This is a genomic window from Salegentibacter echinorum, assembly GCF_900129445.1.
Taxonomy (GTDB): domain Bacteria; phylum Bacteroidota; class Bacteroidia; order Flavobacteriales; family Flavobacteriaceae; genus Salegentibacter; species Salegentibacter echinorum.
Genome location: NZ_FQVT01000016.1, coordinates 34,947 through 55,938, shown reverse-complemented (window position 1 = coordinate 55,938; position 20,992 = coordinate 34,947). Strand labels below are relative to the sequence as shown.

Here is a 20,992-nt window from a genome sequence, read left to right as displayed (position 1 = left end):
ATGAAAAAACTATTATATATTGCTTTATTGTCTCTTTTCGTAATAAGTTGCGATAAGGATGATGAAAACCTACCGGCACCGTCCAATGTGACGAATGTCTCCGCTGAACCTAGGGTTGGTGCCGCCCTGGTAAAATGGGAAATACCTTCTGATAGCGCGTTTACTTATCTAGAAGTGAGATATAAAAAGAATGGGAAAGATGTGCTTGAAAAAGTGAGTAAATTTACCGACACCTTATTGGTTGAAGGCTTAATTAATGCAGAGGAATTTAGTTTTGAAGTACAAACAGTTAATGAAACTCCAACAGCAAAAACTGATGGGCAAATTTTAACTACTGAACCCGTACGTCCCATTAAAAGGAAACCTGAAATCACTTATTTTCCAGATGATTTACAGAAACAAGAATTGATACCCGAAATTATCGATACCTACACTCAAGAGGAACGTGCAGGGCCAAAAGAAGATCTTATAGATGGAGATCCAGACACGTTTTGGCATTCTGCCTGGTCTAGTGGTGTCCAACCGTTACCACATTGGGTACAGATAAATTTTAAGGAAGAGAAAGAGATTGGTGCTGTCAAGTATAGATTTAGAAAAAATGCGGATGTATCTGGACGTCCTTCACAATTTGGTCTGGAAATTTCTTCAGATGGTGAAAATTGGGAACGTGTATGGGAGTCAAGAGAAAATTTACCCGTAGACGATAACTCTAGAGAATACAAAATTAATTTTGATGAAAATTACTCTTCTTCTTATTTTAGAGTAATGTTTTTAAAAAATGGAGGGCAAAATTATGTGCACTTAGGAGAATTATCCGTTTACAAAATGAAATCTGCTATAGTTGATAAAGAAGAAGAGGCCGAAGAAGAATATTATAACTTTTAAAGATAGAAATCAGCCAGGTTGCTCACTAGTAGCAGCCTGGCTTTTTATTTTAATAAACTTCTTTTTGTAGTTTCATTTTTTTAATGATTACTTATGTTTTACAATTCTTACATAATTTAGTTGTTGGAAATAAGTGACTTTTTTCCCCAATGGCCTATTAGGATTTCGTTTCATTTTCGATCCTAAAAAAGTTTCAGCTACATAAAATTATTTTAATAAACACTCGACTTCAAAAAAGCTGAATTCTTTTAAACCAAACATCCCCATTATCTAAAAAATTTTTACATGAAAATTATCATCAATAAATCACCTATTTTTTTTATGCTTTTTCTTTTAGTGAGCATTGGCTGCTCTGATAAAGATGAGATAGAAAAAGAAATCACAGAACCACCTATTGCAAAACCTGAGCCTCCTACAGAATACGATCCTGGAGATGCTAACAAAATTGCAAAAGATGAAAAAATTAGCCCGGAAAATGCTACTGCCAGTCAACACCAGCCAGGGACAAATATTGAAAAGTCAATAGACGGCGATAAAAGCACCAATTACCATAGCCCCTGGGGCAATGGCACGGAATATCCTGTTGAATTGGAATACTTTTTTACTGAAGATACCGAACAGATAGATTATTTTATTCTTTATCCCCGTAGTGATGGGAATAATAACGGATGGATAAAAAAAGGAGTTATTTATATCCAAAACCGTGATGACCAGGAGTACCAGGAATTTCTTGAATTTGAATTTGATAAACCAGGAAACCCCAAGATTATACGTTTCCCGGAAGGTTTTAAAGACCCTAAAAGCCTTAAAATTTCGGTTACTAAAGGAATTAATGATTTTGTAAGCCTTGCCGAAATTGAATTTTACAAAAAAAGTGCTTCTGTAGAGGAAAGCTTAAGCATTTTTGAAGATAAAGCAGCAACAAAATTAAAACCCGGTACCAGCCTTGAGGATATTGAAGCTATAGAAAATGAATTCATCAGAAATATGGCTATGGCTATTTACGAAGATGTTTATGATGAATTCAGAATAGGCGAATTTAAAAGCTACCCAGATCCCAACATAATCGCAGCCGAAAACAAGACCGTACCCTATGGAATCTATGATAATGCAACAGGTATGTATGTGAAATGGGGCACCGAAATGGTGGTTTTTATGAACGATTTTGAGGGAGAAATAATTCTTCGTGTGGTAAACCATAATCAGGGATTTGGTGGTGAGGACCATGTGCTACAACCGGGATTAAATCGTTTTAAAGTAACCACCGAAGGTCTCGCTTATTTAATTTATCAGGATGAGCAAGATTATACGGTAAAAGCCAATTTCGCTACCGGGAAAATAAACGGCTATTTTGATAGTTCGAAACATACTAATGCAGATTGGCAAGAGCTTATTGGGAATGCCGAGTATAGTCACTTTGATATTCTTGGAGAATTTGCGCATTTAACTTTTACTACAGATGATTTACGCCAAAACACTAATGATATAGAAGAACTCATTGGACTTTATGATGAGTTGGTAGATATGGAACAGGAGTTTATGGGCTTGTACAAGTACGACCGGGCCAATAAAACCCGTATGTACTTCCGTACCAATACTCACCAGGATATGTATATGTTTGCTACTTCCTATCGTACCGAGTATGCCAAGGGAACTATGGGAACACTTACCAATGCTCAAACCTTTAAGTCTTCACCCTGGGGCCCTGCTCACGAGGTAGGTCACGTGAACCAAACCAGGCCTGGATTAAAATGGTTGGGAATGACCGAGGTTACCAACAATATCCATTCATTATATGTTCAAACTACCTGGGGTAATGGTGCCAGGATTGATGTGGAAGATTTAGGGGAATATAGCAATCGCTATGAAAAAGGCTTTACTAATCTGCTTAATCAAAAAGCCCATGCTGAAGAAGGAGATGTTTTTGTAAAACTAATTCCATTTTGGCAGTTACAGTTATATATGGATAACGTGCGCGGGCAGGAAGACTTTTATAAAGATTTATATGAGAAGGTTCGGGTAGAGGAAAATCAACCTAATCCCGGCGCAAGTCAGGTAGAATTTGTGAAGCTCGCTTCAGATGTAGCCCAGTTAGACCTTACCGAATTCTTTAAATCCTGGGGCTTCCTCACACCGGGGAGTTTTGATTTAGATGATTACGGGAGCGGTACGCTTACCGTTACCCAGCAAATGGCCGACGATGCTATTGCCTATGTAAAGTCTAAAGGATATTCAGAACCCAGCGAAGCTGTGGAGTATATTCACGATCAAAGTGTGAGTTTATATAAAAGTTCTGGTAGCTTGTCTCCTGGCAGTGTTAATGTTTCTGGAAAAGAAATCTCCATTACGGGAGCAAGCAATGCCACAGCATTCGAACAGGAAAGAGGTGGAGAAGTGATTTACTCCTCCCCTAGGACATCATTTAGTGTTAAGTCTTATGACGAGGACGATACCTTCTACGCAGTAGGTGTAGATGGGGAACGAGAAGAAATACAGAAGAATTAAAATTTGTTTTTCATATTTAGATAGTTAGCCTTAAGAAACCCTGAAGCATAAATTATGAGTTTCAGGGTTTTTTATTAAATTATACATAGAATTATGTAAAATTCATATTGTGACTAATTAATTCCCTCGAAATATGGTTTTTAAAACTACAATTGCAATATTTTTCAGCATCTTTTTTCTTTCAAATATTCAAGCTTCAGAATTAAAAGAAATCATAATAGACTCCACAGAAGTTCCAGAAGCAGTATCAAAATGGATTGACGAGGAATTATCGAAAGTGGAAAAACCTCCTATACAAAATTTTGAATCGGATTCGTTTTTTAGTCGGGCGCCCGCAAAAATTATTGGTTATATAAAAGGTTTTGATCCTAAGATTGGCTCTGAAACAGGGATGTACAATGCCCGTAATGATCTTACCCGGGAGGGTTATCCCGTAACCATAGAAATTTATCCCAACGGAAGGTTTGAAGCCGATATACCCCTAATACATCCTGTAAGTTCTTTTATTGACCTTAATGATAAATATATCAGGTTTTATTTAGAACCCGGACAAACGCTGGCCGTGATTTTGGATTGGCAGGATTTAAAAAAAGCTGAGCGTAATAAAAGTAGGGATGATCCACAAAAATCTGTAGAATTTAGAGGTAAACTGGCATCGATAAACGAGGAGCTTTCTAACTTTGAATTAATCCAAATGGATTCCAACCGATTTATGGATAAAGTTAAAAATCTCACGCCAAATGAATTTAAGGAGGAACAAGATGCATTACATCTTCAAAATAAGGAGAAATTAGTCCAATATTTTAAAGAGAATACAATTTCAAATAAATCTAAAACATTACTAATCTTAAAAAATGATTTACAAACTGCTACTAATATTTTAAACTTCCTGGATTATCGCAGTTATGAAAAAAGTAAAGATTCCTTAAATAATATTTTAAACACCGAAGTAGAGAATGCTTACTATACCAGTTTTTTAAAAGAACTTCCCCTGGATGAACAAAGTCTTCTGGTGTTGCAGGTTTTCCCTGAATTTATTAATCGTTTTGAATATATTGCTCCATTAAAATTCTCACCTCGCTTTAAAGAACACAAATCTAAAAAAAGTCTTTTGGAATATTTTGAGGAGCTTGGCGTGGAACTTACCGAAAAAGAAAAGGAACTTCACCTAAACCTTGGAGAAAGGATGACCTCTAATGAAGGAAAGGAAAAGTTTCAAGCTGAAATGAAAGCCTTTGGTAAGAAATATGAAAATGAAGTAAGAGCTTACGCCAAATATGTGAAATCATTTGGAGCTCCCAAGATGGATTTAATGGAGCCCTGGAGGAAGAAAGATTCCGTGCTGGCAAACCATCTCGATTTAAAAAATAACCTGGTGTATGATATTACCAAAACAAGGGAATTGCAAAACCGACTGAGTAACCTTATAAATTCAGAAGAGGAAGCCTATGATTATTGGAAAGAACTTTCCGCGAGTATAGAAAACCCTTTTCTAAAAAAAGAAGGAAAAAGGATTATTGAAAAGAAATTCCCTTCAGATAAACAAGATATAAATCCCGATAGTAAAAATGTAGGAAACTTAAGTATAAAGAATAAAACCATCCCACTACCCAGGGGAAAAGGCCGCAACGCTTTTAAAGCTTTGATGGAAAACCATAATGACAAAATTATCTTTGTTGATTTTTGGGCGATCTGGTGCGCACCATGCATTGGCACTATTGAGCGTATGAAAGAAACCCGCAAAAAATATAAAAACAATCCCGATTTGGATTTCGTGTTTATTACCGATGAATCTTCTCCATTAGGACGCTACGAGAGCTTTATAAAAGAACAGGAATTAAACAATACATACCGGGTGGACACAGATACTTTTAACCGTTTTCGGGAATTGTTCAAATTCAACGGCATTCCTAAATATATTGTAGTCGATAAAAACGGGGCTTTGATATACGAGGATTTTAAGATGTATAGATTTGACAGCTTTTTGCCTAAAATATTAGAAAATTATAAGTGATAATAGGCTACAACAGGTGCCAGACCTCACAGTCCCGGCAGCTATACGGGGACTTGAGATCTCTCCTGCCGAGGAATTTTCATATTTGCCAGCTTAGCAATATTTGGAAGTCCTATTTCATTTAATTGAATAAAAACCTGGCTCAATTAAGGAAGATTATTATTGTCTAACTTTTTTAGAGTTATTATGAAAACAACTAATTAAGGATCCGTTTTATTAACGAGAATTTTATTGTAAAAGGAAAGCATCAACATAAAAAACTAAAATTAATACAATCATGAAAAAACAGTTAATTTCAATTCTCATTGGCACTTTTTTTATAGTGACGGCACACGGCCAATCAGCTACCGAAATAGCCTCTATATACAAGGACCTTTCTGTGTTTGAGACTCCCATGGCCCTTTCTTTAAAAAGGAAGGTTAAGAAACGGGATATTGCCAAAATTAAAAATGAACGTTTACGGGAAACGGCGAATAAGTTATATTCTAAAAACTACGATCCTAACTTTCGAATGGCAAATTATAAAGCTTACCTCTCCCCTACTGTTTTAGGACAGGAATTAATGATAGGAGACGGCTATAGCAAGTATGAAAATATTACAGGTATTTATATGCCTAAAGGAAAGCAGCTTGTACTTGTAGATGGAATTCGCGAGGACACCAAAGTAGGATTAGTAATTGTAAACTGGAACCGTCGTGCCCCGGAAGGCACAGATCCAACTAAAGATCCCATGGGATGGGGCATTCAAAAAAAGGAATTCCGACTTCAAAATGGAGCAAACATCATAAACCTAACAGAATTTGATGGCCTGGCCTACATAGATTATTTTTCTGACGAGCCAGAAAAAGAAAAGGAAATACAAGTACATTTCCCCGCAGCAAAAGTAAATGGTTATTTTGATAGTACCACTGATAGTAATGCAGACTGGAATGCGCTGGTTGATGATGCCGTGTATCCTATAGTGGATGCGCGTGGAAAACATATCCAAATTGCTTACCCGGCAGCAGCCATAAAAAAATATGCCTATAATAGAGGAATGGAGTTGATAAATAATTACGATTCCCTGGTCTATAAACAACATCGCATATTGGGATTGATTAAATATGACAAAGTTCCCAAAAACCACATTTTAGCCCGGGTAAATTATAACTACTATATGTTTAGGGATGGAGATGGAGTTGCATATATGGGTACAGAGCCGGGCAATGCGATGCCTATGGTGGTAGATCCAGACCGCGTGATAAAAGGCGATCCCTGCTGGGGCTTTAGTCACGAGGTTGGCCATGTACACCAGTTGCGCCCATATTTTAATTGGGGCGGTTTAGGAGAGGTAAGTAATAACATTTTTTCATTATATGTAACTACCTCCTTCGGCAATGAAAGTAGAATTTCCAGACAAAATAATTATGCGAAATCGCGAGAAAGTATTATCGAAGGAGATATAAACTATTTACAGGATGGAGATGTTTTTAATAGAGTAGTTCCATTTTGGCAATTACAACTCTATTTTGCGGGAATAGGAGAAAATCCAGATTTCTATCCCGATCTTTTTGAAGCTTTTCGGCAACAAGGGCAGGAAAGCCGGAAGGAAGGAAGAGGGGCACGACATTCCGGTGGCTGGGGAGCCAGGGGTAATAATCCTGCGCAATATCAACTGAATTTTGTAAAAACAGCTTCTGAAGTTAGTCAGACAGACCTAACCGATTTCTTTGACAAATATGGGTTTTTCTACGTAGGGGAATTTGATTATAACGACTACGGAAATTACAGCTATAAAATGACCCAGAAAATGGTGGACAAATGCAAGGCAGAAATTGAGGCAATGAACCTACCAAAGCCAAAGGTTGATATTAGCACCTTAAAAGATGAAAAATAAGAAAATAATACTGCTCATTGGATTGGCATTGATTTTATTTTCGTCCTGTAAATCAGATCCATTTACTCCAACCGATAAAAATATATCAGCAGCAATCGCTAACATTAAAACATTATCAGAATGCCAAAAAATTGAATATAAAATGATAGGAAATCCCTCAAACGACTTAAAGGAAGGACCTTTAAGCACCATAAAAGTAGAAATTTTTAATGCCAGTAAGCCAATTGAAGATTATGAATCATTTGGAAAACGCTGTGCGAAAATAATCTCTAAGGCTTCAAAGAAAACTGAAAATTATAGTAAAGTTTGGATTTCATTCGTAAGCAATGGTAAAAAGAAAAAAAATAGGGTAATTGGAATTGATATTGAAGTTTCAAAGGAAGTGAGGAATTTCGTTTACAATAGATCAAATTTATAAAATCACCCCTGTTCAAATAAAATTCTATTTCTTAGTCTGATATTAACAAATTTTAAAAGCACGGAGAACCGATATATGATAAAATTGGGCATAAACTCCAACCGATGAGATAAAGGAGCTTGCCAGGTTGAACGTATCGGTAAAACTGCTAACATCCCGTATTCGCAAATGTGGATATTCAGCTAAAAGAAAGATTATTGAAACCAGTATTAAAAAACCGTGAAAAATCATGAATGAAAATAGACAAGCTTACGAACCCGAAAATGACAATAAAAGACAAACCATTATTATGCAACCAGGTCAAAATGAATCGAACGGAACTGGAACCGCAGGTTTTGTTTTAGCCTTGATTGCTTTATTTCTTGGATGGATCCCGTTTTTAGGTTGGATTTTATGGCTGCTGGGTTTGATTTTGTCTTTTGTTGGCCTATTCAACAAGCCCAACGGACTCGCAATTGCCGGACTTGTAATATCACTGATAGGTGTAATTTTATTGATTTTCTTATTTGCAGGATTAGCAATATTTGGGAGCCTGGTTTCATTTAGTTGAATAGAAACCGACTGCAATATAGAAGACCGTTATTGCCCTGTTTTTTGGAGCTGTAAGAAATTAGTTTTTTCGAAATTCCATTTATAAAAAATAAATGCATATCGTAAAGACTCCTAAAAAATAAAAAGCTGAATTTTAGTTTTCTCCGGCCCTAAAGGGAGCTAAAATTCTAATTAAAGAATAAATTATATAGAAAAAGTTCACCCTATAGGGTTGAGGAAAAACTTTTTCGGCTTTTAAATTCTAAGCTCCTGGCATAGGAAATAAAGCGGATAAGCAAAGAAACAAAAACCATAAAATTAAAAAAGATGAAGAAAATTATTAAACAAAGTGTTTTTGCTATAACAGTAATGATGACAATTATTAGTTGTGGTGTACAAAAAGTGAATAGTCCAAAAGATGATTTAATTGGAACCTGGCAAATGTGTAATGCTGCGGGAGAGGTAGAAGAAAATCTTTATGGAAATAAAAACCAGATTAGGTACAAGATAATATCGTCAGATAAATTCACTTTAATAGATTTAAATTCAAAACACAAACAAGTATTAAATAGTTTCGTGGGTTCTTATACGATTGATAAAGACGTATATACAGAGCATATTTTATATACAAATTCAAATTTCAATACTTTATTAGGGGATACATTTTCTTATAAGTATAAAATTGAAGATGATTTGTTGACTATTGAAGGAATAGGAAACCCATACAACGAAATTTGGAAAAAGGTTGAATAACCAAATATCTGAAATTAATCGACAAAATGAAAAACCTTATAAAAACCCTACTGATCTGCTTTCCGCTTATCCTCTGCGGACAGGAAGGAATCACTTTTGAGGTCGAGGAACTTTCTCCACCGGATAAGTTCTTGCGCCTGCAATCTTACAATGATATTTATGAAAACCTGATCTTAAAAGATGCAGACCTCCGCAAATGGGACCTGGAGCAGCACAATCTAGACTTCGATTACAAAATTATGGCAAAAAGCGCCGCACCGGACAGCCTGGTAAATTATGGCTACAACTCTTTCTTCAATGGGATGTACGCGGCTTATGCAGACCATCGGCCTTTTGTATTGTCTCCGGATATGGTTTGGTTGCTGATCAGCCAGGGATTTGCCCGGCACGTAAATGCCAATCCCGAGATTTTAAGAAAAGATCTTGTTGATTTTTCGGGAAAACTCAGCCTGGTAGTCGAATCAGAAGATGGACTGACCTCAGACGTAAAAAAATGGGAAGCGGTTTTTCCCCAATTTACTTCACAAATAGCGGAACATACGGGGGAAGAACTCATCGGTATCCTGTCATCAGATTTTTCAACTACTACATCAATTGAAAGAGTAGCTTCTGAAATCACCATAATGGAAGCTATGGAGCCTTATTTCGAGTTTGTACACATGCTGGTGGTATGCGGTATTCCTAAAATCACTTTAGAAGGAACTCCTGAAGATTGGCAAAAAATACTTGATAAGACCAGGAAACTGGAAGAATACAATTTAAAATGGTGGACCGGCGAACTTGAGCCTCTGCTTCAGGAATTTGTAAGAGCTTCAAGTGGGGTTATAGACAAAGACTTCTGGAGAAATATGTTTAAGTATCACTCCCAGGAAAAATACGGCGCCCCCAACATTATCGACGGCTGGATCGTGAAATTCTTTCCCTATGACAAAGATGGAAAACGAAACAATCTAAAAAAGCTGGAAGGCGGCGGAAGCCTGCCCGAAGAAATGGTAAAAGTCGATTTAAAGCATGTTGAGGTTAATGGAGGGCACACCCAAACGACCATGCTGGAATTGTGGGCCGGTTTTATCGGTTTGGAGCAAAACCCAGAGACCTTTGCGCTCACGCCAAAGATCAGCTGGATGATCAGGAAAAAAGATGTGGATCAGGAAGCTTTGCAGCAAAAATTGGAGGCGGAAAATTATCCTTCTTATTTTCCGGGATCTGGAATTAACCTCAGGATAATCGAGATACCGGAGGTACTAAAGAATTTGGAGGAAATTTATACCCTAAACCTTGAATTCACTCAAAAAGTGCATATTCCAAAATGGCTTAAGGAGATCCGTATAGGACAATTGAAGATAACAGGTGAGATTTCAAAATCTGAAAAAGAAAAAATCATAAAATGGTTTCCGAAGACTCAAATTGAAATCAACGGTCGTAAAACCCGAAAAGAAGGTACGGCTGAAATTATTATTTTTCCGTTTCAAACATCCAAAAAATCAGGGCAAATAAACGATGAGTTTGTGATCGTTCCATTTCCAACACCAAATAAATCAGATGAAATAAATAAAGAAGACCGAAACCCGGATTCTGGAGAAGAAACAGCCATAAAATCTTTTACGGAAGCCGAAATTAAAAATAATCCTAAAAGCCACAGAATTAGGGATAACAGCTGGATCGTTGTCCGAGATTCGATTCCGGAAAGTCTGAAAAAACTGGATGAGATCTGGGTGCTGGAGGTGCGTAATTATAATTTTGAAAATGAAATCCAAATACCGGATTGGATTGGGGATATAAAAATCAGAAACATATCGGTGATCAATAAGACCACTCCCGAAAACATAAAAAAGATCAAAAGCCTTTTACCGGAAACAAAAATCTATGTAAACCGGGTGCGGGTGCAGTAACAGCAGCAAACCGCAACTTAAATATGTAAACTTCAGAAATCTTTTAAAACCCAACAATGGAAAACCAATCTTTTAATTTAAAAACCGACCTGCTGCAGGCGCAGTTCCCAACCATGTTTAAAGACTTTGTTTTTATCCTCCTGCTGTTTTTCGCTTTTTTGATCCTTGTCAATTTATTTAAAAACATTTTTACAAGTTCAAAGCAATCCCCGGCCCGGGACTATATCGTTTTGCTGCTGATTATATTAAACAAAATCTTCCTTTTTGGCGGGATTGGCCTTATTGTGGCCAACATTATTAAAAATATCTTTGAGGAAATTTATTCCAGTGCTGCCCCAAAGTTTAGTATTGCCGGTGCCTGGGAAGACTTATCCTTTGGGATAATCCTCTTATTCGTAGGTATCGGACTCAACAAAGCCCGGAAGTTAATCCTTAACCAGGTCACCGCTACAAACACTAGGGAACAACAGCCTTAAATCCCTAAAAAATGCAGTTCACTCCCCATAGTTGCAGTTCAACCGAAATTGGTTTTATACACACCATTGTTGGTGTTCTTTTGTGGTGTAAATTTCTAAATATATCACGATGAAAAAGCTCATAGCGCTTATTCTTATTTTACTAATCACACCATTCTTGGTTACTTCTGAGAAATCAATAAGTGAAAAAGCACAAAAAATAAGTGAACATAATTCAAAAACTCCTGAAACGGTTAAATGGGAATATGTAAAAATCAGGGCTTTTAATGAAAACAAGGTTTTGTATACAGGTTACAATAAGCCAGTTATAATTATCTTGAACGATGGTACTCCTGCAAAAGACAGTTTAATAGTTGTTGACTTTATAAAAAAAGTAAAAAATTTACTACCCTCTATAAAAATAGGTTTAAATAATTTAGATGGCGAAAGATTTCCGTTCCACTATGTGCAATTAAGTTTTGGAACAGAATCTCAACTTCATGACTATTTTGAAAAAAGAGAGTTAGAAGATGGCACCATTATCTTAAAGTCATACTCGGGTTTTGTGACTACTTCAGATATGAGTAGACACACTTTATTCGAGTTTAAATTTAAAGAAGATATTTCTGACCAGAATAGAGAAATGTATATAAACACCGAATTATGGCAAGGTGTTTTTGGTACTAAAGCAACCCAAAAAGGGTACAGTAACCAATTTGATGTGCAACGATTTAACAATAGCGATTATAATCATTCTTATGGGTTTTTAGGCGATAAGGATAAATTCCTTCTTCAAAAAGTATATGCAGATGATTTTAAACAACAATTTGAAGATTATTTATGTACCTATTATCCTTGGCAATATGCCTATTCTTTTTTGAACAAAGAGAAAATGAAGATGCTGGCCATCAGTATAGTTACAGCTGTTGGAATTATTATATTTATTCTTCTATTTAGTTTTTTTCAAAATAGAGAGTTTAAACATGCCTATCTTAATTACTTGTTCCCCATGGTGTTAATAGACTTTCATATAATGAACCTTACTTGGATCTATGACTATTTAACAGAGTTAAATAGTTCGATTACTTGGGGTGGAAGTATATCGTTTGGTTTTATATTTATTGGGTTATTAGCAATTATTAGTGCAACACTACTTTATTTTTTAGAAAAAATGTTTATCAAAATGAGTTTTGATTTTTCTTTTCAACTGATATTAAAAATAGTATTCACTTTTATAGCACTTCATTTACCGCTATTCATTTCTTTATATTTAACTGGCAAAAATATCGCACTAAAAGATGTTGAATTTTTAGAATTTTATTTTCCTTGGTTAATCATTTCAATATTCCTTTCATTGGGCAGAGGTTTACTCATCTACTTAAACCATATCTCCAATTCTTTAGTCAACGAAAAAGACGTCGAACTCAGCCAGCTTAAAGAAGCCCATACGCAATCCGAGTTAAAATTGTTACAGTCGCATATCAATCCGCATTTTTTATACAATGCATTAAATTCCATTGCGGGATTGGCCAAAGACGATTCCGATAAAACAGAGCGAATGGCTTTATCCTTGTCTGATTTGTTCCGGTACTCCCTCAATAAAAAAGGTGAAAAAATGAGTACGGTTGCAGAGGAAGTAGCCCTGGTGGAAAATTATTTGGAGATCGAGAAAATACGTTTTGGCGAGCGCTTAAAATTCACGCTTAAAGTTGATGAGACAGCAGAAGAAGAGAAAATCCCGATGTTTATGCTTCAACCTTTGGTGGAAAATGCGATTAAACACGGCGTTTCTAAAATAGGCGGCGAAGCGAAGGTAAGTTTAAACATCACAAAAGAAAAGGAAGGCCTGTTGATCAGCGTAAGCGATAATGGCCCCGGTTTTCCGGAAGGCCTGGTAAGTGGTCACGGCTTGCAAACCGTCTATGACCTGCTGCGCTTAAGCTATGGCAAAAACGCAAGTCTGCGTTGGGAAAACAGCCCCCAAAAACAAATCCTTATCAGCATTAAAAAAAGTAACGCCCATGACTAGAATATATAAGACCCTGGTAATAGACGATGAACCGCCGGCAAGAAAACGTTTGCTCAATTTACTGGAAAATTTCACCGATACCTTTGAAGTAATCGGGGTTGCCGAAAATGGGTTGATCGCAAGGGAAAAGATTGAAAGCTTAAAACCAGACCTTATTTTCCTGGATATCGAAATGCCGGAATTGACCGGTTTTGAACTGCTGGAAACTTTAACCTATATCCCCATCGTGATTTTTTGCACGGCTTACGACCAATATTCCCTAAAGGCCTTTACCACCAATAGCATCGATTATCTGGTAAAACCGGTGCGCCTAGAACGCTTGCAGCAATCGGTCAATAAGTTAAAGCAATTCAGCAAAACTATTCCTGATCAAAATATTGCAGGCCTTTTAAAGGAGCTATCTTCCAGAAAGCAGAAACAGGAAATGACTTCCCTTACGGTTAAAAAAGACGATAAACTTGTTTTTATAAAACTGGAGGAAGTGAGTCACTTTAGCGCCGAAGAACGCTATGTGGCGGTACACGCCAAAGAAGGAAAATTTTTAACCGAAGAGCCTTTAGACCAATTGGAGCAAAAGTTACCGGATAATTTTTTAAGGGTGCAGCGTTCAGCCATCATAAACAAAGACTATGTGCGGGAAGTACAGAAATATTTTAATAGCAGGTATGTCATTACTTTAAAAGCTAAAAAAGAAACGAAAATAACTACAGGCAGAAGTTATAAGGAAATGATTAAGAAATGGATGAATTTGTAATGCATCATAGATCAAGTTATTTGAGGGGTGGAACTAAACAGTCTAAGTAAATATTGAAAATTTCAATCTTTTTTACCCCCGCCCTAAAGGATGAAAAGCTTGAAATGACCTTGGTTCCCTTTAGGTCCTGGGTCAAACATGGACATTTCAGGTCAGCACTAGATCTGTCAAGAGTTTTTTAATGCAGTTAATACCAACTATATGCAGTTTGTCAGAAAAAGGTTTCAGCGCAACGACTTTTCAAGTTTCTTTGGGTTATGATCTTTTAAAAGCAGGGCTATGAAGAGAATTATCACATTAATACTTATTTTAATAATTACTCCGTTTTTTATCCATTCCGACAAGTCTATAAGTCAGCAGGTTGAGGAAATAGAAGCTTCTCATGCTAAGCAATCTGAACTAAAAAAATGGGACTATATAAAAGATAGAATATTCGATGGAAAAACTCCATTTTTTGGGAGACTGGAAGGAGATATTACCATTGTTTTAGCAGATTCGACGAAAAAGGAAGATAGCTTATTGGTTGAAGAAGCGATTTTAGACATTAGAGAAATATTGCCGAACAAGGAAATTCGTATTTTAAAGCCTTCCGGTAAAATTACTGAGCCTTGGATACATATCGTATTTGTTCATGAATCAATCTATACTAATCCCAACAAGCAGATTATAGATTTAGCAAATGGACATTTTTTAGAGATACCTCGGAACGTTAGGAAGGGCAATAAGTTGGAAATAGGGCCTTACATGAGAGTTTATATTTTAGAGGAGCGCTCTTATATTGCTAACAGCCATGAAGTAAGAAAGAAATCTTTAAAAGCAGGGTTATTAAGAAAACTGGTCTTTCTTCAAAATGATTCAGAGATCGAAGGAAGATCTTTATTCCGGAGCAAAAAGATAACCAGTTTAGATTTTTTTATTAGGGACAGAGACAAATTTTTATTACAAAAGTTGTATTCAGATGATTTTTTAGAACAATTTGAAGATTATTTATATGCTAATTACCCTTGGCGGTATGCCTATTCTTTTTTACACAAGAAAAGTATGGATTTGCTGGCAATAGGTGTTGTCAGTCTATTGGGATTGGTCGTTTTTTTGTTGTTGTTCAGTTTTTTTCAGAATAAGAAATTCAAGTATTCCTATTTAAATTACTTCCTTCCTGTATTATTAATATGGGCACATCTTGCTAATCTCCATTGGATCTACAACTATCTTACAGATTTTGATAGTTTTATTAGTTGGTGGAATTCAGTTTTGTTTATGATGACAGCTATTCCATTATTTGCACTATTGACCTCTTTTATAATGTGGGCAACGGATAAATTTCTTGTTAAAAAGCAAATAAACTTCAGTTCGCAATTACTACAAAAAGTACTCTTTACATTTATTGCTTTTATTGCACCCCTTATATTAATATTTTTCTTTAACGGGCACAGAGATGAAGGTATCGATTTCTTTTTGCCGGGGCTATTTCTGTGGATTGCCTTATCAGTAGGCCGAGGTTTTTTAATTTACCTCAATCATTTTTCAGAAAACTTAATCAAACAAAAAGACCTGGAAATGAGTAAACTTAAAGAAGTAAACTCGCAAGCCCAGGTTAAACTCTTACAATCGCAAATCAACCCCCATTTTTTATACAATGCCTTAAATTCCATTGCAAGTTTGGCGCATAAAAACGCCGATAAAACCGAGAAGATGGCCTTGTCTTTATCAGATCTTTTCAAATATACCATTAACCGTAAAGGCAGAAAAGACAGCACTATTGGCGATGAGGTGGAAATGGTTAACAACTATTTGGAGGTAGAGCAGATTCGTTTTGGCGACCGTTTAAACTTCACCCTCAACGTTGATAAATCCCTGGAAAACACAAGAATCCCCATGTTCCTTATTCAGCCTTTAATAGAAAATTCGGTAAAACACGGGATTTCCAAATTGGAGGATAGCGGTCAAATAAGCCTTATCATCCAAAAAGAAGAGGTGGGCTTTAGTATTACGGTAGAGGATAATGGCCCCAATTTCCAGGAAAGTTTAGTGAGTGGCCACGGGCTGCAAACGGTCTTCGATTTATTGCGCTTAACCTATAGCAATAAAGCCTCCATAAGCTGGAAAAATGCACCCACCAAACATATTAAAATTAGCATAGAAAACGAGTATTAGCCATGAATCCACCTTATAGAATAATTATTATAGACGATGAACTTTTGGCCCGGGAACGCTTGTTGGAACAAGTGGCACATTTTCCGCAGCACTTTGAGGTTATTGATACTGCAAAAAACGGGACGGAAGCCAAGGAGAAAATAAACCGGTTAAATCCTGATATTATTTTTTTGGATATTGAAATGCCGGGGCTTACGGGCTTTGAGTTGTTGGAAGAATTAGACCACATCCCCCTGGTAATTTTTTGCACCGCTTTTGATGAATATGCGTTACAGGCTTTTGAAACCCACAGCATCGATTACCTGGTAAAACCTGTACGGTTGGAACGCCTGGAAAAAACAATTAAAAAACTGACTTTATTTGAGGGAAGGCAGAGTTCCGGGAAATTATTGGAAGCCATTAAAGAAATAGCTACCGAAAAGGATACTAAAACAATGACCTCCATTACCGTTAGGAAAGGAGAGAAACTGTTTTTCGTGAAATTGGAAGACGTCCACTATTTTGAAGCAGATGCAAAATACAGTAGTGTTCATACCGATACCGAAACCCATCTCACTGAACTCTCATTATCGCAATTGGAGATGAAACTGCCCCCTTACTTTTTAAGGGTACACAGAGGCTTTATCATCAATAAGAATTATGCTGAAAACGTTCAAAAATATTTCAATAGCCGATATATAATCACTTTAAGAAATAGAAAGAAAACGAAAATAACAACCGGTAGAAATTATAAGAAAAAGATTAAAAATTGGTTAAATATGTAAATAATTTGTTAAATTAGATTTCAGTATAAAAATCTTTCCTGTCCATAACTTTAATTCTTGTTACAAAAACTTAATACAACTATATGAAATTCATTACAAAAACCACGTTCCTACTATTCATAGTATGCTTGCTTAGTTCTTCAGCTACAAAAGCCCAATCTTTGGAAATCAACGGAAAAGTGCTTGATACCACTGTGGAATCAATCTTGTTAATCAAGTTAAATCAGGATTGGAGGTTTGATCCCGTGATAGAGATACCGGTAAAAAAAGGAAAATTCACCTATAAAACCAAACTGCAACATCCAGAGGCCGTTAGCTTATTTTTTGGAAACGTAAAAGAAAACGGAGGCGGACGTTATATGCCCTTGTTTCTAGAAAACGAAAAAATTGAATTGATCATTTATCCAGAAGAGGATTTTGACAAAAACGAGGTAGAAGGTGGGAAGCTTAATGCCGAATATAAAGCATATAGGGATGAACGTGAATCAAAGTTTGGAAGTCAAATAGCTCAATATACAGATAAGATGAGGGCGCTTTATAAAAGCGACGAATATCACAGTGAGCAGATGAAAGCAGTTTTAGCCGAACTGAACGAAGCCAAATCACAAGAAGAGAAACTTGTTATTTATAAAAAAAAGGAACGCTTAGAAGAAAAGAGACTGGATAAAACGCCGAAGGCAAAAGCATTGGATGATAAAGCATATAAGCTTCGAAAAAAAACAAAAAAATACCAACAGGATTATATAGACGAAAACCCCACGATAGTTTCCTACTACTTATTTTTAAAAAGTCTTATTAATCCCATAGAAACACCCGATGTAAATTTGGCCCGGCACAATTACAAAAAGCTTTCCCAGGCCAATCCCAATCATCCTTATAATGACATGGCTTTGGGGTTGATTGATGCTATTGATAACATAAAAGTAGGAAAACAATATGTAGATTTTTCAGCTCCCAATTTAGAGGGCAAGCTGATAAAACTTTCCGACAAAATAGAAGGAAAAGTTGCGCTACTGGATTTATGGGCAACCTGGTGTGGCCCCTGTATTGCCAAAAGCCGAACGATGGTTCCCGTGTTCAACGAATTTCACGATGAAGGATTCACCATAGTGGGGGTTGCCGGGGAATTTCGCGGCACGAATAGGTTGGAAAGCTTTCTTGAAAAGGAAAAATATCCCTGGCTAAACTTAGTAGATCTGGACAGACAGCAGAAGGTATGGCAAAAATATGGCGTTCGCGGCGGTGGTGCAATGTTCCTAATTGACAAAAACGGGGAAATTTTATCCAAAAATCCAACGGCAGATGAAGTAAGAAAAGTATTGAAAACACAAATCAAGTAGGCTTTGCATAGCTCTTTTATCATAGAATAAACTAATAAGAAATACCCAGCCAAAATGAAAAACCGAACCAGGACCATCAAACAAACCGGTATTTGCCTTTTTATGCTTTTTATAAGTATTGGCCATGCCCAAGATATAAATAGCAGCAAAACAAGCCTCCCCGAAACCGTATTCGGCGAGTGGCAGGGCAACACCGGAAACGGGGAATACAACGGTTTATTGATCCATCCCGATTTTATAGAATTTGGGTATCGTCCTTTTTTATATCAGGACATTCGTAAGAAAGCTAATGGCATTTTTGTCTTTGAAGCAATGGATAGACAAGAAAACATTCAGCGTTATGAATTGGAAATTTTGGCAAAAGATTCCATCAAATTAAAAAGGGGCGATGGCAATTTCCGTCTCTTTGTAAAGCACAAGGACCCGTTGGGATCCAAACGTGTAACGATGGCCAATGTTCCAAATGAAATAAAGAAAACCTGGTTTACCACCGATGGGGAAAACAACCTGGAATTCAAGTTGGAACCGGAACAAATTGTATTCCGGGACAAAGCTTATAATATTGAAGAAGTGGTTCATTTTAGGCCAAACGAAACCGGGGAATACCGCTTTATCGTTAAAAACGGGAAAGATTACCGGATGTTCTATTTTAAAAATTGGGATGAGCATTATTTGCAGGTTGGTTTTAATGGGAAGGCCGGCGATGCGTATAAAGCGCACAAAGAACTTCCTAATGTAAGAATTAAAAATTTCGCGGAATATGCTTCTTCAGAAAATGGTAAAAAATATCTGTCCGCTGAAAAAGGAGCTTCCAGTGTTCCTGAAAAAGTATCTAAGTGGATAGATAATGAACTGGCAAAAGTAAAGGCAAAACCGCTAAAAGACTTTGATTCGCCACAATTTTTTAAAAGGGGCACTGCTAGGATAATAGGCTATCTAAAAGGCTATGATGTGAGTTTAGGCTTTACCACAGGGATTATATACCTGGGCAATGATATTACCGGCGAAGATTTTCCAGTTGTAGTTCAAATTCACCCAGATGGCCGATTTGAAGCAGATTTATCCATATCGGCCCCCTTATATACCACACAATTTGTTATAGAAAATAAAGTGATCCCTTTTTATATAGAATCCGGCCAAACCCTGGCAATAACGCTAGATTTGTTTGAGCTTTTGCAGATGGATATAGCGAGTTTATTTGAAAATAAATTCAAAAATGTGGACTTTAAAGGCCCCTTGGCAACCGAGAACCAGGAATTAATAGGTTTTGATTTTAGGGGTACAGATTATAATGAATTAAGGAATAAGCTAAAAACACTACCGCCCAAAGCATTTAAGGAAGAGCAATTAGAAAATCTAAAGCAAGATTTAGATGCTCTTGATGCTTATAAAGCCCATGCATCTGTGATTAAAACTGAAAAGAGCCTGGACGGAAAAACACAGGGAAAGAAAACAACTATTTTGCCTAAAGTCTATTCGGTTTTAAAGAACAAAATCCTGTTGAAAAATGCTTACACCCTACTGAACTATGTGAATGATAGAAAATATGAAGCCACAAGGGATACTACAAATGCGGTTTTAAAATTACCTGTTCCTATAGATTTCTATGATTTTTTAAAGGATATGCCTTTAGATGCTAAAAGTCTCTTAGTTTCTGGAGAATTTGGAGGTTTTATAAACCAGTTGGAATTTGCTGAACCATTAAATATCCATCCAAAGAATAATTCGACCCAACCTGAAAAAAGCATTTTAGAATACTTTGAAGATGAGGGCATACAAATTTCAAAAGACGAAAAAGCATTATATGCAGAGCGTTCATGGACGTCTTTAGAAAAAGCGAAACAGTTTTATAAAGAAAACCATGAGAATTTTATAGCATTTAGGGAAAAATATAAAGAAGAGCTGGAAGTTTATTCAGATAAATATCTTAAGCCGTTAAAAGCCGCTCAAGCTAAACCCCAACAAATTTCCATGGAAAAATGGAGGTTACGCGATTCTGTGTTGACCCAGGCAATGGGTTTGGAAAAATCCCTGGCTTATGAAATTGTAAAACTTAGGGCACTTAAATTTGACATAGAAAGGTCTAAGCCCGAAGTTGCAAGAGACTATTGGAAGCGCTTAAAGAAAGACATAAGCCATCCGTTTTTAATTGAGGAAGGCGATAGGATTGTAGAAGAATTATTTCCGGAAACCGGAAAAACGGCCTACAAACTACCTCCAGGAAAAGCAACTGATGTGTTTAAAGGCATCGTAGATCCGTTTAAAGGAAAAATAGTATTTGTGGATTTTTGGTCAACCTGGTGCGGTCCTTGTATTGCCGGCATTAAAAGGATGAAAGATACCCGCGAAAAATATAAGGGCAATAAAGATTTTGTCTTCATTTTTATAACCGACCATTCTTCCCCGATTCCCCAATATAAAAAATTTGTTGAAGAGCAGGAGCTTGAACATGTTTATAGACTATCTGATGATGACTACAAATATTTAAGGGAATTGTTCCAATTTAATGGTATCCCGAGGTATGTGGCCATTAACAAAGAGGGAGATGTCATTAACGATAATTTCCCTATGCATAATTTTGAAGGTGAACTAAGCGGAATTTTAAAAGAAAATAAATAATCC

Annotated in this window: 15 protein-coding genes; all 15 read left to right on the top strand. The window is 36.5% G+C overall.

The annotated features are described in order from the left end of the window. The 15 genes from BUA71_RS15280 to BUA71_RS15210 all read left to right on the top strand — a co-directional run bounded on the left by BUA71_RS15280 (position 1) and on the right by BUA71_RS15210 (position 20,989). Complete coding sequence (locus tag BUA71_RS15280) at positions 1-885, top strand: discoidin domain-containing protein (RefSeq protein ID WP_072881318.1); 885 nt, start codon at positions 1-3, stop codon at positions 883-885. Positions 886-1,170: 285 nt separating this feature from the next. After that, positions 1,171-3,390 carry a M60 family metallopeptidase gene (locus BUA71_RS15275; RefSeq protein ID WP_072881316.1) on the top strand — a complete coding sequence of 740 codons (2,220 nt, stop codon included), beginning with the start codon at positions 1,171-1,173 and terminating at the stop codon, positions 3,388-3,390. A 133-nt stretch (positions 3,391-3,523) separates the two neighbouring features. Continuing rightward, on the top strand, positions 3,524-5,404 hold the full coding sequence (locus BUA71_RS15270; protein WP_072881314.1) for a TlpA family protein disulfide reductase: 1,881 nt from the start codon (positions 3,524-3,526) through the stop codon (positions 5,402-5,404). A 277-nt stretch (positions 5,405-5,681) separates the two neighbouring features. Further along, entirely contained in the window at positions 5,682-7,280 is a 1,599-nt protein-coding gene (locus BUA71_RS15265; protein WP_072881312.1) for a M60 family metallopeptidase, read from the top strand. Then, positions 7,270-7,698 (top strand): hypothetical protein, encoded by a 429-nt coding sequence (locus BUA71_RS15260; protein ID WP_072881310.1) that lies wholly within the window; start codon positions 7,270-7,272, stop codon positions 7,696-7,698. Before BUA71_RS15265 ends, BUA71_RS15260 begins: the two co-directional genes overlap by 11 nt. 229 nt (positions 7,699-7,927) lie before the next feature. Continuing rightward, on the top strand, positions 7,928-8,248 hold the full coding sequence (locus BUA71_RS15255) for a hypothetical protein (RefSeq protein WP_072881308.1): 321 nt from the start codon (positions 7,928-7,930) through the stop codon (positions 8,246-8,248). Between the two features lie 308 nt (positions 8,249-8,556). Next, positions 8,557-8,982, top strand: coding sequence for a DUF4488 domain-containing protein (locus BUA71_RS15250; protein WP_072881306.1), 426 nt, complete (start codon positions 8,557-8,559; stop codon positions 8,980-8,982). A 26-nt stretch (positions 8,983-9,008) separates the two neighbouring features. Further along, the gene (locus BUA71_RS15245; RefSeq protein WP_072881304.1) at positions 9,009-10,874 is read left to right on the top strand and encodes a DUF4419 domain-containing protein; all 1,866 of its coding nucleotides are present in this window, start codon (positions 9,009-9,011) and stop codon (positions 10,872-10,874) included. Positions 10,875-10,930: 56 nt separating this feature from the next. Beyond that, positions 10,931-11,350 carry a hypothetical protein gene (locus BUA71_RS15240; RefSeq protein WP_072881302.1) on the top strand — a complete coding sequence of 140 codons (420 nt, stop codon included), beginning with the start codon at positions 10,931-10,933 and terminating at the stop codon, positions 11,348-11,350. A 109-nt stretch (positions 11,351-11,459) separates the two neighbouring features. Beyond that, positions 11,460-13,358, top strand: a complete 1,899-nt coding sequence (locus BUA71_RS15235) for a sensor histidine kinase (RefSeq protein ID WP_072881300.1) — start codon at positions 11,460-11,462, stop codon at positions 13,356-13,358. Further along, positions 13,351-14,112: a LytR/AlgR family response regulator transcription factor gene (locus tag BUA71_RS15230; RefSeq protein WP_072881298.1), complete on the top strand. Its 762-nt coding sequence runs from the start codon at positions 13,351-13,353 to the stop codon at positions 14,110-14,112. The genes BUA71_RS15235 and BUA71_RS15230 overlap by 8 nt, the downstream gene beginning before the upstream one ends. Before the next feature lie 279 nt (positions 14,113-14,391). Next, positions 14,392-16,266 (top strand): sensor histidine kinase, encoded by a 1,875-nt coding sequence (locus BUA71_RS15225; protein WP_072881296.1) that lies wholly within the window; start codon positions 14,392-14,394, stop codon positions 16,264-16,266. 2 nt (positions 16,267-16,268) lie between these two features. Beyond that, the gene (locus BUA71_RS15220; RefSeq protein WP_072881294.1) at positions 16,269-17,030 is read left to right on the top strand and encodes a LytR/AlgR family response regulator transcription factor; all 762 of its coding nucleotides are present in this window, start codon (positions 16,269-16,271) and stop codon (positions 17,028-17,030) included. 83 nt (positions 17,031-17,113) lie between these two features. After that, a complete protein-coding gene (locus BUA71_RS15215) occupies positions 17,114-18,370 on the top strand; it encodes a TlpA disulfide reductase family protein (protein ID WP_083572121.1) in 1,257 nt (418 codons plus the stop codon). Between the two features lie 54 nt (positions 18,371-18,424). Next, positions 18,425-20,989: a TlpA family protein disulfide reductase gene (locus BUA71_RS15210; RefSeq protein WP_072881290.1), complete on the top strand. Its 2,565-nt coding sequence runs from the start codon at positions 18,425-18,427 to the stop codon at positions 20,987-20,989. Positions 20,990-20,992: the final 3 nt, after the last annotated feature.

What these genes read in the sequence shown, in the direction of transcription:
- BUA71_RS15280 (WP_072881318.1), top strand. Translation starts at nt 1, where the DNA reads ATGAAAAAACTATTATATATTGCTTTATTGTCTCTTTTCGTAATAAGT.
- BUA71_RS15275 (WP_072881316.1), top strand. Translation starts at nt 1,171, where the DNA reads ATGAAAATTATCATCAATAAATCACCTATTTTTTTTATGCTTTTTCTT.
- BUA71_RS15270 (WP_072881314.1), top strand. Translation starts at nt 3,524, where the DNA reads ATGGTTTTTAAAACTACAATTGCAATATTTTTCAGCATCTTTTTTCTT.
- BUA71_RS15265 (WP_072881312.1), top strand. Translation starts at nt 5,682, where the DNA reads ATGAAAAAACAGTTAATTTCAATTCTCATTGGCACTTTTTTTATAGTG.
- BUA71_RS15260 (WP_072881310.1), top strand. Translation starts at nt 7,270, where the DNA reads ATGAAAAATAAGAAAATAATACTGCTCATTGGATTGGCATTGATTTTA.
- BUA71_RS15255 (WP_072881308.1), top strand. Translation starts at nt 7,928, where the DNA reads ATGAATGAAAATAGACAAGCTTACGAACCCGAAAATGACAATAAAAGA.
- BUA71_RS15250 (WP_072881306.1), top strand. Translation starts at nt 8,557, where the DNA reads ATGAAGAAAATTATTAAACAAAGTGTTTTTGCTATAACAGTAATGATG.
- BUA71_RS15245 (WP_072881304.1), top strand. Translation starts at nt 9,009, where the DNA reads ATGAAAAACCTTATAAAAACCCTACTGATCTGCTTTCCGCTTATCCTC.
- BUA71_RS15240 (WP_072881302.1), top strand. Translation starts at nt 10,931, where the DNA reads ATGGAAAACCAATCTTTTAATTTAAAAACCGACCTGCTGCAGGCGCAG.
- BUA71_RS15235 (WP_072881300.1), top strand. Translation starts at nt 11,460, where the DNA reads ATGAAAAAGCTCATAGCGCTTATTCTTATTTTACTAATCACACCATTC.
- BUA71_RS15230 (WP_072881298.1), top strand. Translation starts at nt 13,351, where the DNA reads ATGACTAGAATATATAAGACCCTGGTAATAGACGATGAACCGCCGGCA.
- BUA71_RS15225 (WP_072881296.1), top strand. Translation starts at nt 14,392, where the DNA reads ATGAAGAGAATTATCACATTAATACTTATTTTAATAATTACTCCGTTT.
- BUA71_RS15220 (WP_072881294.1), top strand. Translation starts at nt 16,269, where the DNA reads ATGAATCCACCTTATAGAATAATTATTATAGACGATGAACTTTTGGCC.
- BUA71_RS15215 (WP_083572121.1), top strand. Translation starts at nt 17,114, where the DNA reads ATGAAATTCATTACAAAAACCACGTTCCTACTATTCATAGTATGCTTG.
- BUA71_RS15210 (WP_072881290.1), top strand. Translation starts at nt 18,425, where the DNA reads ATGAAAAACCGAACCAGGACCATCAAACAAACCGGTATTTGCCTTTTT.